Here is a 14,041-nt window from a genome sequence, read left to right on the forward strand (position 1 = left end):
GAACGGGCGATTTTAACAGGCCGGATTGGCGCACAGGCCGTATTCGGGCAACAATTCCCCCCGGATACGTCGAGCCAATGGATGTCCTGATGCGCCGCAGCCTGTTTCTCCCCCTGCTTCTGGCCCTGAGCCTGCCGGTGGCCACGATGGCCCAGAGCGGCCTGCGAACCGAAGGCGATGTTGCTACCGCCAGCGGTGCCTATGAAGCCGAAGTCCCGGTCAACAGCCAGGCCGAGGGCGACCGCAATGGCGGCCTGGCCCGTGCCCTGGGCGTGGTGCTGGGCAAGCTGTCCGGCGACCGCAGCGCAATGAGCCGCCCGGGCGTGGCGCAGGCGCTGCGCAACGCCAAGGACTACGTGGCCAGCTACGACTACAAGCAGGACCAGAGCGTGGGTGCCAGCGGTGCCCCCAGCTACCGCACCCTGCTGGTCGCGCGCTTCCGCGAAGACGATGTGGACGCACTGGTCTCGGCCCTGGGCCTGCCGCTGTGGCCGCAGCCGCGGCCCAAGCCGGTGGTCTGGATGGCCGTGGACGATGGCAGTGGCCCGCGCCTGGTCAGCGTGCAGCAGGCCAACGCCGCCCGCCCGCTGCTGAACCGGGCCATCGAGCGCGGCTACAAGCTGGGCCTGCCCAGCGGTGGCGCCGCCGAGCAGGCGCTGGTGGGGGCCATCTGGCGCCAGGACAGTGCCGCGGTGGCCCGCGCTTCGTCGCGCTACGCCCCGCCCATGCAGCTGATCGGCAAGCTGTACCGCGCCAACGGCGGCTGGCAGGCCGACTGGGTGTTCGTGGACAACGGCCGTGAACTGAACAAGTGGACCAGCAAGGACGCCAACGCCATGCGCGCGATGGCCGCCGGTGCCGACGGCGCCGCCGATGCGCTGGTGAAGCGCTACGCCAAGGCGGGCGCGGCCACCGGCCAGGCTGGCAGTTACCGCGTGGTGGTGACCGGCATCAACGGCAGCGATGATTACCTGCGCCTGGCCGCGGGCCTGCGCGAGGTGCCGGTGGTGCGCAATGTCACCCCGCTTCGCGCCACCGCCGACCATCTGGAACTGAACCTGGAAATGACCACGGGCCTGGCCGGCTTCAACCGCATGCTGGGCGACAACGGCGTGCTGGTGCCCTCGGCCACGCTGCCCGCACTGCCCACCCCGCTGGATGACAGCACCGGTGCGCCGGTGGCACCGCCGGTCAGCAACGAGTACCGCCTGCGATGATCCTGAGCCCGGAGGCGGAAATCGCGCAGTTCCTGCGGCGGCTGAAGTACGTGGCCGTGGCCCTGATGGTGGGCTGGGTGGTGTGGCTGCTGGCCCCCATCCTGACCCCGTTCGTGCTGGCCCTGGCGCTGGCCTGGCTGGGCGACCCGCTGGTGGACCGGCTGGAGGCCCGTGGCCTGTCGCGCAATACCGGCGTGGTGCTGGTGTTCGTGGCGATGGTCCTGCTGATCACCGGGCTGATGCTGGTGCTGGTGCCGATGATCGAGCGCCAGATCACCACCCTGGTCGCGGCCGTGCCGCAGGCGCAGGCGTGGCTGATGCAGAAGGGCATTCCGTGGTTCGAGCAGAAGACCGGCCTGGAAGTGATGCAGTGGATGGACCCGGACCGCCTGATCGAATGGGTGCGCAGCCACTGGCAGCAGGCCGGCGGCTTCGCCACCACGTTCATGGGCTATGTCTCGCGCTCGGGCTTCACCGTGGTGACCTGGGTGGTGAACCTGGCACTGCTGCCGATCCTGGCGTTCTACTTCCTGCGTGACTGGGACAAGCTGGTCGAGCGCGTTGCCTCGGTCATTCCGCGCAACCATATCGGCACCATCAGCAACCTGGCGCGCGAATCCAACGATGTGCTGGGGGCGTTCATCCGCGGCCAGTTCCTGGTGATGGTGGCGCTGGGGGTGATCTACGCCGCCGGCCTGTCGCTGGTCGGGCTGAAGCTGGGCCTGCTGATCGGCCTGGTGGCCGGTCTGATCAGCTTCATTCCCTACCTGGGCGCGACCACCGGCATCGTGATGGCGGTGGTGGCCGCGCTGGTGCAGGCGCAGGGCATAGACCTGAAGCTGCTGCTGCTGGTGGGCGTGGTGTTCACCGTGGGCCAGCTGCTGGAAAGCTACGTGCTGACCCCGCGCATCGTGGGCGACAAGATCGGCCTGCACCCGGTGGCGGTGATCTTCGCGGTGATGGCCGGTGGGCAGCTGTTCGGCTTCCTGGGCATGCTGCTGGCGCTGCCGGTGGCGGCGGTGAGCAACGTGCTGCTGCGCTATGCACACCAGCGTTACCGCCAGAGCGAGCTGTACGCGGGCGAGAAGCCGTCCATCGTGCTTGATGGCGTGGTCGATGCGCCCCATATCATCGTCACCCCTTACGAGAACGGCCCGGACCCCAGGTGATTGGTGTGCCGCAACTTCCGCTGGCCCTGCATTACCCGCGGGACCAGCGTCTGGAAACCTTCATCGGCGCGCCGGATGGCGCGCTGGCGCAGCTGCGTGCGATCGCGCTGGGCGCCAGCCACGATTGGGTGTACCTGGAAGGCGCGGCCGGCACCGGCAAGACCCACCAGGCGCTGGCGATGTGTTCGACCGCCGAACAGGCGGGCCGGCTGCCGACCTACGTGCCGCTGGCCAGCGTGGCGGGCCGGGTGCGGGTGGCACTGGAAGGGCTGGAACAGCGCGAGTTGATCGCTCTGGATGGCCTGGATGCCGTGGCCGGAAACCGCGAGGACGAGGTGGCGCTGTTCGACTTCCACAACCGCGCGCGCGCGGCCGGGGCGACGGTGCTGTACACCGCGCAGTCGGCGCCGGGCGAGCTGGGCCTGTTGCTGCCGGACCTGCGTTCGCGGCTGGGGCAGTGCGTGCGCGTGCTGCTGCAGCCGCTGGACGAAGAAGGCCGCGCGGCGGTGTTGCGCGAGCGTGCGCTGCGGCGTGGGCTGGCCATTGATGAGGCGGCCATCGAGTGGCTGCTGTCGCACACCGGGCGCGAGCTGGGTGGGCTGATTACCCTGCTGGACTGGCTGGACCGGGAATCGCTGGCGGCCAAACGCAGGATCACGGTGCCGTTCCTGCGCCAGGTGCTGGAAGAAGGCCGCCCGCGTTACTGAGGGTGGGGTTTTTTTGTTGCAGGGCTGCTGCCCTGCACCCGCTGAAGATCAAGTGCAACAGCTGGCTTCCTGGGGGGGGCGGGGCGCTGTGGGCTTGCAGGACACGCCGTAAACCCATCCATGGGGGCTCGTAGGCGCCATCCATGGCGCCTGCGGTCCTGCAAGCCCACACCGCCCCACCTCTGACAGCTCCCTGCGGCTGTTGGTAGGTGTCGACCTTGGTCGACACAGATGAGCGAGCGCAGCGAAGCGACCCGCTTCTGCTTTTCTTTTTCTTTTCCGTGGCTGGACGCCCACGGAAACTGTCAGAGGCCGGGCGGGGTGGGTTCGCGGGGGTGTCCGCGGCATGGATGCCGCGGCCAAGCCCCCATGGAAGGGTTTACGGCGTCCCCCGCGAACCCACCCCGCCCGGCCAGGCGCGGCTTTGTAGTCGAGCAAGCTCGACTCTACCGATCAGGCGCCCAGCCACGAGGGGCTCAGCCGTTGGCGGTCAACTCCGCGTCCAGCGCGCGCAGGCGATCGACCGTGCCGACGTCGGTCCAGCGCCCGCGATGGTGCTGTCCTGTCATCAATCCCTGGGCCATGAAATGCTTCTGCAGCGGGACCACCGAGAACTTCGGCGGCACCCGCTCGCTGCCCGCGGCATCGCCGATCACCGCGCGCCAGTCGGCCACGATCGATGGCCGGTACACGCCGATGCCGGCATAGGTCAGGCACGGCCCGGCACGGTCGTGGTGCAGCAGGCCCTGCGCATCCAGCCGGTAATCGCCCTGCGGGTGCTGCGCGGGGTTGTCCACCAGCACCAGGTGCGCCTGGCCCTGCGGCTCGCGCGGCAGCGTGGCGAAATCGAAATCGGTCCAGATATCTCCGTTCACCACCAGGAACGGTGCATCACCCAGCTGCGGCAGGGCATTGAGGATGCCGCCCCCGGTTTCCAGCGGCGTAGCGCCTTCGAGCACGAAGTGCAGGCGCAGGCCCCACTGGCTGCCATCGCCCAGCGTGGCCGGGAACTGCTCGGCCAGCCAGGCGGTGTTGACCACCACCTCGCGTACGCCCAGCGCGGCCAGGCGTTCCAGGTGCCAGACGATCAGCGGTTTGCCGGCCACCGCCAGCAGTGGCTTGGGCGTATGCAGGGTCAGCGGGCGCATGCGCTCGCCCAGGCCGGCGGCAAAGATCAGGGCCTTCATCGCAGCGCCTTCAGCGGGCCACGCGCAGCGGCGCGGCGTGTTCGGCCAGTGCCGGCTTGATCCGGGCATCCAGCAGCTGCTGCAGCGGCGCCAGCTCGCGGTAGCGCGGCAGCACTTCGTCCAGATAGCCGATGAAGCGCGGCACGTCGTCCAGGTAGTGGCCCTTGTTGTCGCGGTAGCGCAGGCGGCTGAAGATGCCCAGGCACTTCAGGTGGCGCTGCACGCCCATCCAGTCGGCGTCGCGCAGGAAGGTGGCGCGGTCGGGCACCGGCAGGCCGGCCGCCTGCGCGCGCTGGTGGTACAGCGCCAGCCAGCCGTCCACGCGCGGCAGCGGCCAGCTCAGGAAGGCATCCTTGAACAGACTGACCGCGTCGTAGGCGATCGGGCCCCGTACCAGATCCTGGAAGTCGAGAATGGCCGGGCCGTCGTCCACCGGCATCAGGTTGCGCGGCATGTAGTCGCGGTGGGTCATCAGCTGTGCCTGGCCCAGCGCGTTGTCCATCAGGCGGCGCTGCACCAGCTGCAGTGCTTCGGCTTCGCCACAGTCCAGGGTGATGCCCAGGTGGCGCTGCAGGAACCATTCTTCGAACAGGCCGGCATCGCGTTGCAGCAGGGCCTCACCGAAGTGGCCGAAATCCTCGGGTACGGCAATGGCCTGCAGGCGCAGCAGCTGGTCGATCGAGCGCTCGAACCAGGCATCGGCATTGCGTTCGTCCAGCACCTTGGCCAGGGTCGGCCCGCCCAGGTCTTCCAGCAGCAGGAAGCCGGCCTCCAGGTCCTGGGCCAACAGGCCGGGCACGCGCAGGCCGTGGTCGTGCAGCAGCCCGCGCATGCGCAGCCAGGGCTGCGGATCTTCCAGGCCGGGCGGGGCATCCATCACGATGTGGCTGCCGCGCGTGCTGGTGGTGCGCCAGTAGCTGCGCAGGCCGGCATCGACCGAAGCGCGTTCGACCACCGCGTGGGCGTCGTCCAGCTGGGTGCGGGCCCACTGCAGGCGCTGCGCGCTGCGCTGGGGATCGGAAGCAGGTTCGGTCATGCAGGCGGTTCCGGGCGCGCCAGGCGCGCCACGCTCAGGAAAGAGGAGAGGGGGATGTCAGCGGCGTGGGCTGAACAGGCGCATCAGGGCCAGCACGGCCACCGCGCCGACCACGGCACCGAGGAAGCCGGCCGGTTCGCCGGGGCGGTACCAGCCCATGTACTGGCCGAACCACCCGGCCACCAGCGCACCGACAATGCCCAGCACGATGGTCAGCAGGCAGCCCATACGGTTGTTGCCGGGCATGAAGAAGCGCCCGAGCAGGCCGACGAAGAAGCCGACCAGCAGGATGTACAACCAGCTGCTGCTGCCGAAAAGACCATTCATGCGCGTGGTTTCCGCTGGGGGTGGACGCAGCCTAGCAAGGCCGGGCTGCGTCCGTCACGGTGTGCCGCGATCAGCAGCAGCCGTGGTCGCCGTGGCGGGTGCCACTGTCGGCGGCCACCGGCGAACCGCTGGTCTCGCCGCGCAGGCTGGCAGCGTAGTGTTCGCTGATGACCTTGGACACGCAGGCGGTGACCTTCTTGCCCATCGGAATGTGCAGGAACTCGTTCGGGCCGTGGGCGTTGGAGTGCGGGCCGAGCACGCCGGTGATCATGAACTGGGCGCCCGGGAACTTCTCGCCCAGCATGCCCATGAACGGGATCGAGCCGCCTTCGCCCATGTACATGGCCGGCTTGCCGAAGAAGGCCTGGCTGGCATCGTCGATGGCCTGGGTCAGCCACGGCGCCATGGCCGGGGCGTTCCAACCGGTGGAGGCCTTTTCCAGGTCCAGGGTGACCTGGGCGCCGTTCGGCGGGTCGCGCAGCAGCGCTTCCTTCAGCAGTTCGCCGCAGGTCTTGCCATCGGCGGTGGGCGGCAGGCGCAGCGACAGCTTCACCGAGGTCTGCGGACGCAGCACGTTGCCCGCCGATTCCAGCGGCGGCATGCCGCCGATGCCGGTGACCGACAGGGCCGGGCGCCAGGTGCGGTTGAGCACCAGCTCGGCCAGGTCGTCGTTCATCGGGCGCAGGCCGTCGACCATCGGGAATTTCTCGAAGATCTCGGTATCGACCACTTCGGCGGCGCGCTTGGCCTGTTCCTGGCGCTCGGCCGGGATCTCCACGTTCATGCCGTCGATCAGGATGCGACCGGTGTCCTGGTCCTCGATGCGCGACAGGATCTGGCGCAGCAGGCGGAAGCTGGACGGGATCACGCCGGAGGCATCGCCGGAATGCACGCCTTCGTTGAGCACCTTCACGGTGAAGTTGCCGCCGGTCAGGCCGCGCAGCGAGGTGGTGCACCACAGCTGGTCGTAGTTGGCGCAGCCCGAATCCAGGCAGACCACCAGCGACGGCTTGCCGATGCGGTCGGCCAGATGGTCGACGTAGGCCGGCAGATCGTAGCTGCCCGATTCTTCGCAGGCTTCGATCAGCACCACGCAACGCGCGTGCGGCAGGCCCTGGGCCTGCAGGGCCAGCACGGCGGCCAGCGAGCCGAAAATGGCGTAGCCGTCATCGGCGCCACCGCGGCCGTACAGTTTGTCGCCGCGCAGCACCGGGGTCCACGGGCCCAGGTCGTCGTCCCAGCCGGTCATTTCCGGCTGCTTGTCCAGATGACCGTAGAGCAGGATGGTGTCGTCGCCGGTTTCCGCGCCGGTGGCCGGAATTTCCAGGAAAATCAGCGGGGTACGGCCTTCCAGGCGGACCACTTCGACCTTCAGGCCGGGCAGCTGCTGGGCCTTGGCCCAGTTTTCCATCAGGGTGACCGCCTGCTCCATGTAGCCGTTCTGCACCCAATTGGCGTCGAACATCGGCGACTTGTTGGGAATGCGGATGTAGTCGACCAACTGCGGCACGATTTCGCTGTCCCACTTTTCATTGACGAATTGGCCGAGCTTGGCGCTGTCCATCTGAAACTCCGGTTGCATGGCTGATCCGCGCATTCTACGCCTGTGGTGGGGGTAGGGTTTTTCCTACACGACGTCGGGTAGTTGGCTGGCTTTTAGAAATCTGTGAAACCGATAGGCTGTGCACATGTGGTGACGGACACTGTTTCGGCCGACGGGATTGCCGGTCGGGACGGCCAGAACCACAAGGAGATACACGTCGTGCCTTGGAGTGTCGTGTTAAGGGCGCTGGTGCTGGGAATGTGGATGCTGGGGGCGCAAGCCGCCGAGCCCATCGACATCAACCGGGCCGATGCCCAGGCGCTGCAGCAGGGACTGGCGATGGTCGGGGCCAGGAAGGCTGCGGCAATCGTCGAGCACCGGCGCACACACGGCCCGTTTCACCGCGTAGAGGATCTGGCGCAGGTGAAGGGGATAGGGACAGGAATCGTTGAACGGAATCGACAGCGGATCACCGTCGGCAACAGGCTGTTGCCCGCGGATCCGGTACCCGGATCGGTACCGGTGCGAACCGTACCGAGGCGATGACAACAGGATCGTCGGAACCGGCAGGAGGCTGGTTCACTGGTCGCGGACAGGAAGGCCGTGACCACCGACCGTCGCACGGAGGCGACACCAATCACCAGGATGGTGGCATCACAGACCTGTGGAAGGGGCTGAGATACAAACAGGACAGACGCGGCCGCGTGCAGGACGCACCATTCCCATACCGCAGGACGCGGGGAATGGCAGCAGGCTGACAGGGACGTGACGATTGCCCGGTACGACACATGGTGGTGTCGCCGGGCAATTTCTTTTTCTGCGCACGGCCACGACGTGGCGATGGTGTAGCGTGGGGGCTCCCCATGGAATGGAGCCATCGGATGTCCCTTCATCGTCTTGCGTTGCCGTTGGCGCTTGCCCTGGCCTGCGCCACCAGTGCGGTCAGCGCGGCCACGCCTGCCGCTGCAACGGCTACGGCCAGCGCCGAGGTGCGCGGGCCGACCGATCTGAAGCCCGGCGAATATCTGTGGCACCCGGAAATCTCGCCGTCCGGCCCGATCGTGCTGGTGGTCAGCCTGGATGAGCAGCGCGCCTATGTGTACCGCAACGGCATCGCGATCGGGCTGAGCACGATCAGCTCGGGCAAGACCGGGCACGAAACGCCCACCGGTGTGTTCACCATCCTGCAGAAGGACAAGGACCACCGCTCCAACCTCTACAACAGCGCGCCCATGCCCTACATGCAGCGGCTGACCTGGGACGGCATTGCCCTGCACGGCGGCAGCCTGCCCGGTCACCCGGCCTCGCACGGCTGCGTGCGCCTGCCGCAGGCCTTCGCGCAGAAACTGTTCAGTGCCACCCAGCGCGGCGACACGGTGGTGGTGGCCGATGCCAAGAGCGCGCCGATGACGTTGGCCTACCCGGCCGTGCTGGCGCCGGTGAATGCCAAGGGCCAGGCGCTGCCGGACGGCGAAGCAGGCAGCGCTGCCGCGGCGTGGTGGAACGATGCCGCCGCGCCTGCCGGCCAGGTCGGCATCCTGGTCAGCCTGCAGGACCAGCGCCTGTATGTGCTGCGCGATGGGGTGATGATCGGCGAATCGCCGCTGCGCGCCGACGCCTTGCCGGCGTTCCAGGGCACCACGCTGTTCGTGATGGGGCAGGGCTACAGCGATACGCCCAGCCCGCTGGATGCACAGCAGCGGTTGCACCAGTGGACGGCGTATCCGCTGCTGGGCCAGGACAGCGCGCAGGCCACGCCGGACCTGCTGGCCACGCCCTCGCTGCCGATGGCGCTGCCGGCCGATTTCGCCCACCAGCTGTACCAGGTGCTGGTGCCCGGCACGACCCTGCTGGTGACCTCGCTGCCGGCGGTACGCCCAAGCGCGGCTGAATCGGGCATGCAGCCGGTGTTGGAATCGGAACCGGCCGCGCCCACGTCGAAGAAGTCCTGAGCAGATTGCCGTCACCCATGAACGTTTCACGCACGTGCTGGCGGGCCGCTGGCGGCCTGCTGGCGATCCTGGCCGGTGCGGCCTCTGCCGCCGCACCGCCGGCGGCGGCCACCGCCAGCACCGAAGACCTGACCGCGCTGCTGGCACGCACCGCGCCCAATGCCGACCGCCAGGTACTGAAGCTGGCGGCAACGGCGTTGCGTTGTTCCCTGCAGCGCCCCGAGCTGGGCGTCAGCGGCCAACGGCTGGCGGTGATCGATTACTCGCGGCCGTCCACCGAGCAGCGGCTGTGGGTGTTCGACCTGGCACGCCAGCGCCTGCTGTTCGAGGAGTGGGTGGCGCACGGGCGCAACAGCGGTGGCAACCGCACCGAGCATTTTTCCAACCGCGATGGCAGCTTCATGTCCAGCATCGGGGCCTTCACCGCGAAGGAAACCTACATGGGCGGCAACGGCTATTCGCTGCGCCTGGATGGGCTGGAGCCGGGCTACAACGACCTGGCGCGCGATCGCGCGATCGTGATCCATGGTGCGCCCTACGTGAACCCGACGGTGGCGCGGCTGCAGGGGCGGCTGGGCCGCAGCCTGGGCTGCCCGGCGGTGCGGCTGTCGGTGTCGCGGCCGCTGATCGATTCGCTGCGCGGTGGCGCCCTGGTCTTTGCCTACTACCCCGATCCGGACTGGCTGAAGCATTCCAAGCTGCTGGACGGTGGCTGTGGCGGCGCGAACTGACGCACGCACCTACAATGCGGGCATGGACACCGATTCCCTGCTGCACACCCCGAGCCAGGTGATTTCCAGCCTGGACTACCGCCGCGAACGCTGGCGCAATGGTCTGGGCTGGACCCGCGAGATCCTGCGCCTGCCGGCACACGGCGATGATTGGGCGCTGCGCCTGTCGGTGGCCGAGATCGAGCAGGATGCTGCGTTTTCGGCGTTTCCCGGGGTGGAGCGCGAGCTGGTGCTGCTGCATGGCAACGGCGTGCGCCTGCGCTTCGAAGATGGCCATGTGGCCGAGGTGCTGCCGCCGCACGGGCGCGTGCGCTTTGCGGGCGAGCAGACGCTGCAGGGGGAGCTGGTGGATGGCCCCACCCACGATTTCAACCTGATGTGGCAGCGCGATGTGCTGCAGGCCGAGCTGCTGCACCGGCCGCTTGTGGGATCGATGTTCTTCTTCTGCGAACCGGGCGTGGCCTGGGCGCTGTACCTGCTGGCCGGGCATGCCGACTTCGGCGCCGACAGCAGGCTGCCGCCGCTGCAGGCCGGGGATACCGCATGGTTGGCCGCCGGTGAGCGCCAGCGCCACGCGTTGCAGGGCGGTGGTGAGTTGTTGGCGATACGGGTAACGAGCGTAGGGTAACGCCGGGCCATGTGTGGATGGGGTCAGAGCCCTTTCCTGCGGAAAGGGATCCGACCCCTCAGTACACGTCGCGGCGGTAGCGGCCGGCCAGCAGCAGTGCTTCCTTGCCCTCGGCACCCAGCACCTGCTCGATCACTGCATCTACTGCCGGGGCCATGCCTTGCAGGCTGCCGCAGACCAGGATCGTGGCGCCTTCATCGACCCACTGCCGCAGCGTTGCCGCTTCGGCCAGCAGCCGGTCCTGTACGTAGCGGTGCGCGCCGCCATCACGGCTGAACACCGCATCCAGCCGCTGCAGCGTGCCGTTGGCCTGCATCGCCTGCAGTTCGTGGCCGAAGTGGAAATCGTGGGCCGCCGAGCGTTCGCCGAACAGCAGCCAGGTGCGCTGCGCGCCGGTACGGGCGCGTTCGTGCAGGTGCGCGCGCAGGCCGGCGATGCCGGTGCCGTTGCCGATCAGCAGCAGGGGCACGTTGGCGGCCACGCCATGGAAGTTGTCGTTGCGGCGCAGGCGCAGTTGCACCGGTTCGCCGATGGCGGCGTGGTCGCACAGCCAGCCACTGCCGATGCCCGCTGTACCGTCGGCACGCAGCTGGCGGCGCAGCAGCAGTTCCAGCGCGCCATCGGCCATAACCGATGCGATGGAATACTCACGATGCGGCAGCGGCTGCAGTGCCGCCAGCAGGCCGGCAAGGTCGCCGCGTGCAACCAGGTTGGGCAGGTGCGAACGCGCAACCCGGTCGAGCAGGGTCTGTCCGTCGTCCAGCTCCAGCGCCGGATCGAAGCCGTTCGACTGCAGCCAGTCGCGCGTGCTGTGCGCGGCGTGCTGTGGCCCGACTTCGGCGATGTCGCCGGCCTGCCACGGCGCATCGCTGCCCGCCGGCGGCTGCAGGCGCAGCCAGTACACCGGCCCGCCCAGGCTGCCCGGATTGAGATGCGCGCGCTGCAGCAGCGTCCAAGGCTGATATTCGGCTGGGCTCCAGTCGGGCAGTTCGCTGGCACCACCGCCGATCTGCCCCAGCAACTGCTGCCAGTGGCGCAGTGCGGCCGGGTCGGCATTGTCGACCTCGACCACATCGAACATCGGATGGGCGCCGTGCTGGCGCAACCACGTATCGAGCTGGTGGCCGAAGGCGCAGAAGTGCCCATAGCTGCGGTCGCCCAGCGCCAGCACGCCGTAGTGCAGGTGGCCCAATGCAGGTGATGCGCTCATCGCGCCCCGCAGGAAGGGCAGGGCATGGTCGGGCGCATCGCCTTCGCCGGTGGTGCTGGCAATGAACAGCACACGGGTGCTGTCGGCCAGCAGGGTGGCATCCACTTCATGCAGGCCGCGCAGGCGTACCGGAAGCCCGCCCGCGCGCAGGGCCTCGGCGCTGCGTTCGGCCAGCTCGCGGGCGAAGCCGGTCTGGCTGGACCAGACCAGCAGCACGGGTGCGGCACCATCGGCGCTGCGGTCGTCGCGGCGGCGGCCACGCCACCACACTGCCGTGCAGGCCAGCGCGTACAGCACCAGGGCGATCAGTGCGGCATGCCAATGGCGCTGCGTCGGTGCGCCCTGCCACCAGGTTTCCCCCTGGTGCAGGCGCAGCAGGGCGATGGCGGCCACGGCCAGCAGCGCCAGCACCAGCAGATTTCCCAGCAGTGCGCGCGAGGGACGGCGGCTCATGCGGCCTGCTCGTCCAGCAGGCGCTGGAAGGCGCTGCTCAGATGTTCCTGCGGGCCACCGGTACTGCGCTGCAGGTAGCGCACGGCCAGCCCCTCGCGCTCGGCCAGTGCCATGCCGGCGGTCTGGCCCAGCACGGTGAGCGCGGTGGCCCAGGCGTCGGCGTGCATGGCATCGTCGGCCACCACGGTCACGGCCGCGGCGACCTGGCGTACCGGCATGCCGGTGCGCGGGTCCAGGCTGTGGCTGTAGGCCTGGCCATCAGTGCTGTACTGGTGCCAGCGGTCGCCCGAGGTGGCCACCGCCTTGCCGTGCAGCGCCAGCACGCGCGGCGGAAGCTCGCTGGCGGCATCTTCTTCCGGCGCCGATTCCACCAGTACGCGCCATGGCTGGCCGTCGGGCTTGTGGCCATAGCCGGCCAGCTCGCCGCCCACTTCGATCAGCGCCGCATCGATCTGCTGGCTGCGCAGCCACGCTGCGACATGATCCACGCCGAAGCCTTTGGCAATTGCCGACAGGTCCAGTTCCAGCCCGCCCGGTTGCAGCAGCGCGTCGCCCTGCCACTGCAGGCGCTGCCAGCCGCAGCGCGCGCGCGTGGCCTGCAGCACATCGGTGCTGGGCAGGTTGCGTGGACCGGCATGCGCGCCGAAGCCCCACAGCGCCACCAGCGGGCCCACCGTGGGATCGAAGGCGCCGTCGCTGGCGGTGGCGATGGCCTGCGCACAGGCCAGCACGTGGCGGGTTTCAGCCGGCAGCACGCAGTACTGGTCCGCCGGCGCGCGGTTGTAGCGGCTCAGGTCGGAACCGGGTTCCCACGTGCTCATCTGCGCGACCACGTCGTCCAGGCGGGCCTGGATGCCCGCATGCAGCGGGTGCAGGTCACGCTGGCGCGGCGCCACCAGCGAAACGCTCCAGGTGGTGCCCATGGTGGTGCCACCCAGGCGGGCGATGTCGAGCGAGGTATCGGTCATGTCAGGCGGTGCAGGCGGCGGCACCGGAAGCGTCCCGGCACCGCCGCGGTGTGGTTACTGCGGCAGGACTTCCAGCGTAGCGACGTAGCTCAGGCGGCGCTTGGCGGCCTGCTTCACCGAGGTCTTGTTGTCCTCGGTGCCGGTTTCCAGCCAGTACATGCCGGCTTCCGACCAGGTCACCTTGATCTCGCCCTTGGCGTCGCTGGTCACCTTCAGTTCGTCCTGCGCATTGCGGTAGCGGGTGGCGCCGCGCACGATCTCGAAGTCCAGGCCGGCAGCCGGCTTGCCATCGACCAGCACGCGGAAGGTCGATTGCTCACCGGCGAACAGATCGTTGGGGTGGCCGACGGCCACCAGTTCGATGCCGCGGTTGGTCGGCTTCAGTGCGGTGTCGTTCGGCGCGCCGTTGGTGACGAAGGTTTCCACCCGGCCCACCGACTGGCTTACTTCCAGCTTCTTCGCATCCTTGGGCAGTTCGCCGAAGGTGGCGGCGGTGCCGCGCCAGCGCTTGCGTTCGCCGTTCAGTTCGTAGGTGGCGAACAGGCCATCGTTCACCGAGGCGATGCGGTAGGTGCCCTGCTGCTTCAGTTCGATGTCGAACACGCTGCGGTACTTGCCGGTGGCCGCGTTCTGCGGCTGCACGGTGCTGCCGTCCGGCGCGGTGATCACCAGCGATTCCAGGCGCAGCGGCACGTGGTTGAAATAGAACAGGTCGTTGGACACGGCGCCATCGACGGTGATCCACGGCGCGTTGCCGGCGATCACGGTCTGCGAGGGCAGCAGCCAGGCCTTGTGGGCCAGGGCGGAGAACGGAAGAGCAGCGGCCAGGGCGGCGGCTAGGACGAGCGTGCGCTTCATGCGGAAGACTCCAGGGACGTTGGGTGGGTGGGGTCAGAGCCCTTTCCGCTGGAAA

At 68.7% G+C, this 14,041-nt stretch carries 14 protein-coding genes; 7 read left to right on the forward strand and 7 right to left on the reverse strand.

Features of this window, described 5'->3' with window-relative positions; translation table 11 throughout:
* Positions 1-89 precede the first annotated feature (89 nt).
* From G4G00_RS13320 to hda, 3 genes are read left to right on the forward strand one after another with little or no spacing between them, the layout of a single operon-like run.
* Positions 90-1,217: a DUF2066 domain-containing protein gene (locus G4G00_RS13320; RefSeq protein WP_234412305.1), complete on the forward strand. Its 1,128-nt coding sequence runs from the start codon at positions 90-92 to the stop codon at positions 1,215-1,217.
* Positions 1,214-2,386 (forward strand): AI-2E family transporter, encoded by a 1,173-nt coding sequence (locus tag G4G00_RS13325; RefSeq protein ID WP_108748819.1) that lies wholly within the window; start codon positions 1,214-1,216, stop codon positions 2,384-2,386. The genes G4G00_RS13320 and G4G00_RS13325 overlap by 4 nt, the downstream gene beginning before the upstream one ends.
* Positions 2,386-3,093 (forward strand): DnaA regulatory inactivator Hda, encoded by a 708-nt coding sequence (gene hda, locus G4G00_RS13330; protein WP_108754742.1) that lies wholly within the window; start codon positions 2,386-2,388, stop codon positions 3,091-3,093. The genes G4G00_RS13325 and hda overlap by 1 nt, the downstream gene beginning before the upstream one ends.
* Before the next feature lie 476 nt (positions 3,094-3,569).
* Here hda and murU read toward each other — a convergent pair whose 3' ends face one another.
* From murU to G4G00_RS13350, 4 genes are all read right to left on the reverse strand, one after another.
* Complete coding sequence (gene murU, locus G4G00_RS13335; RefSeq protein ID WP_164274243.1) at positions 3,570-4,280, reverse strand: N-acetylmuramate alpha-1-phosphate uridylyltransferase MurU; 711 nt, start codon at positions 4,278-4,280, stop codon at positions 3,570-3,572.
* Between the two features lie 10 nt (positions 4,281-4,290).
* The gene (locus tag G4G00_RS13340) at positions 4,291-5,316 is read right to left on the reverse strand and encodes a phosphotransferase (RefSeq protein ID WP_164274245.1); all 1,026 of its coding nucleotides are present in this window, start codon (positions 5,314-5,316) and stop codon (positions 4,291-4,293) included.
* Between the two features lie 57 nt (positions 5,317-5,373).
* Entirely contained in the window at positions 5,374-5,643 is a 270-nt protein-coding gene (locus G4G00_RS13345; RefSeq protein WP_108748822.1) for a GlsB/YeaQ/YmgE family stress response membrane protein, read from the reverse strand.
* A gap of 70 nt (positions 5,644-5,713) precedes the next feature.
* A complete protein-coding gene (locus tag G4G00_RS13350; RefSeq protein WP_108748823.1) occupies positions 5,714-7,207 on the reverse strand; it encodes a M20 family metallopeptidase in 1,494 nt (497 codons plus the stop codon).
* Between the two features lie 129 nt (positions 7,208-7,336).
* Here G4G00_RS13350 and G4G00_RS13355 point away from each other — a divergent pair, with 129 nt between their 5' ends.
* The 4 genes from G4G00_RS13355 (at position 7,337) to G4G00_RS13370 (ending at position 10,497) form a co-directional block, all read left to right on the forward strand.
* Positions 7,337-7,732 carry a helix-hairpin-helix domain-containing protein gene (locus G4G00_RS13355; RefSeq protein WP_240336160.1) on the forward strand — a complete coding sequence of 132 codons (396 nt, stop codon included), beginning with the start codon at positions 7,337-7,339 and terminating at the stop codon, positions 7,730-7,732.
* Between the two features lie 335 nt (positions 7,733-8,067).
* Positions 8,068-9,138: a L,D-transpeptidase gene (locus G4G00_RS13360; protein ID WP_164274250.1), complete on the forward strand. Its 1,071-nt coding sequence runs from the start codon at positions 8,068-8,070 to the stop codon at positions 9,136-9,138.
* A 17-nt stretch (positions 9,139-9,155) separates the two neighbouring features.
* Entirely contained in the window at positions 9,156-9,869 is a 714-nt protein-coding gene (locus G4G00_RS13365) for a murein L,D-transpeptidase catalytic domain family protein (protein ID WP_164274253.1), read from the forward strand.
* Between the two features lie 22 nt (positions 9,870-9,891).
* Positions 9,892-10,497, forward strand: a complete 606-nt coding sequence (locus tag G4G00_RS13370; RefSeq protein WP_164274256.1) for a HutD family protein — start codon at positions 9,892-9,894, stop codon at positions 10,495-10,497.
* A gap of 58 nt (positions 10,498-10,555) precedes the next feature.
* Here G4G00_RS13370 and G4G00_RS13375 read toward each other — a convergent pair whose 3' ends face one another.
* The 3 genes from G4G00_RS13375 to G4G00_RS13385 are packed head-to-tail and all read right to left on the reverse strand — an operon-like array spanning position 10,556 to position 13,986.
* Positions 10,556-12,160 carry a flavodoxin domain-containing protein gene (locus G4G00_RS13375; RefSeq protein WP_164274259.1) on the reverse strand — a complete coding sequence of 535 codons (1,605 nt, stop codon included), beginning with the start codon at positions 12,158-12,160 and terminating at the stop codon, positions 10,556-10,558.
* Positions 12,157-13,128, reverse strand: coding sequence for an FAD:protein FMN transferase (locus tag G4G00_RS13380; RefSeq protein WP_164274262.1), 972 nt, complete (start codon positions 13,126-13,128; stop codon positions 12,157-12,159). Before G4G00_RS13380 ends, G4G00_RS13375 begins: the two co-directional genes overlap by 4 nt.
* 54 nt (positions 13,129-13,182) lie before the next feature.
* A complete protein-coding gene (locus tag G4G00_RS13385; protein WP_108752395.1) occupies positions 13,183-13,986 on the reverse strand; it encodes a DUF4198 domain-containing protein in 804 nt (267 codons plus the stop codon).
* Positions 13,987-14,041: the final 55 nt, after the last annotated feature.

Source organism: Stenotrophomonas sp. B1-1, from assembly GCF_010894375.1.
Lineage (GTDB): Bacteria > Pseudomonadota > Gammaproteobacteria > Xanthomonadales > Xanthomonadaceae > Stenotrophomonas.

Bases quoted from the DNA above. Each gene is read 5' to 3' on its own strand.
- G4G00_RS13360 (WP_164274250.1), top strand. From the start codon at position 8,068: ATGTCCCTTCATCGTCTTGCGTTGCCGTTGGCGCTTGCCCTGGCCTGC.
- G4G00_RS13325 (WP_108748819.1), top strand. From the start codon at position 1,214: ATGATCCTGAGCCCGGAGGCGGAAATCGCGCAGTTCCTGCGGCGGCTG.
- G4G00_RS13350 (WP_108748823.1), bottom strand. From the start codon at position 7,207: ATGGACAGCGCCAAGCTCGGCCAATTCGTCAATGAAAAGTGGGACAGC.
- G4G00_RS13380 (WP_164274262.1), bottom strand. From the start codon at position 13,128: ATGACCGATACCTCGCTCGACATCGCCCGCCTGGGTGGCACCACCATG.
- G4G00_RS13370 (WP_164274256.1), top strand. From the start codon at position 9,892: ATGGACACCGATTCCCTGCTGCACACCCCGAGCCAGGTGATTTCCAGC.
- murU (WP_164274243.1), bottom strand. From the start codon at position 4,280: ATGAAGGCCCTGATCTTTGCCGCCGGCCTGGGCGAGCGCATGCGCCCG.
- G4G00_RS13385 (WP_108752395.1), bottom strand. From the start codon at position 13,986: ATGAAGCGCACGCTCGTCCTAGCCGCCGCCCTGGCCGCTGCTCTTCCG.
- G4G00_RS13320 (WP_234412305.1), top strand. From the start codon at position 90: ATGCGCCGCAGCCTGTTTCTCCCCCTGCTTCTGGCCCTGAGCCTGCCG.
- G4G00_RS13345 (WP_108748822.1), bottom strand. From the start codon at position 5,643: ATGAATGGTCTTTTCGGCAGCAGCAGCTGGTTGTACATCCTGCTGGTC.
- G4G00_RS13375 (WP_164274259.1), bottom strand. From the start codon at position 12,160: ATGAGCCGCCGTCCCTCGCGCGCACTGCTGGGAAATCTGCTGGTGCTG.
- G4G00_RS13340 (WP_164274245.1), bottom strand. From the start codon at position 5,316: ATGACCGAACCTGCTTCCGATCCCCAGCGCAGCGCGCAGCGCCTGCAG.
- G4G00_RS13365 (WP_164274253.1), top strand. From the start codon at position 9,156: ATGAACGTTTCACGCACGTGCTGGCGGGCCGCTGGCGGCCTGCTGGCG.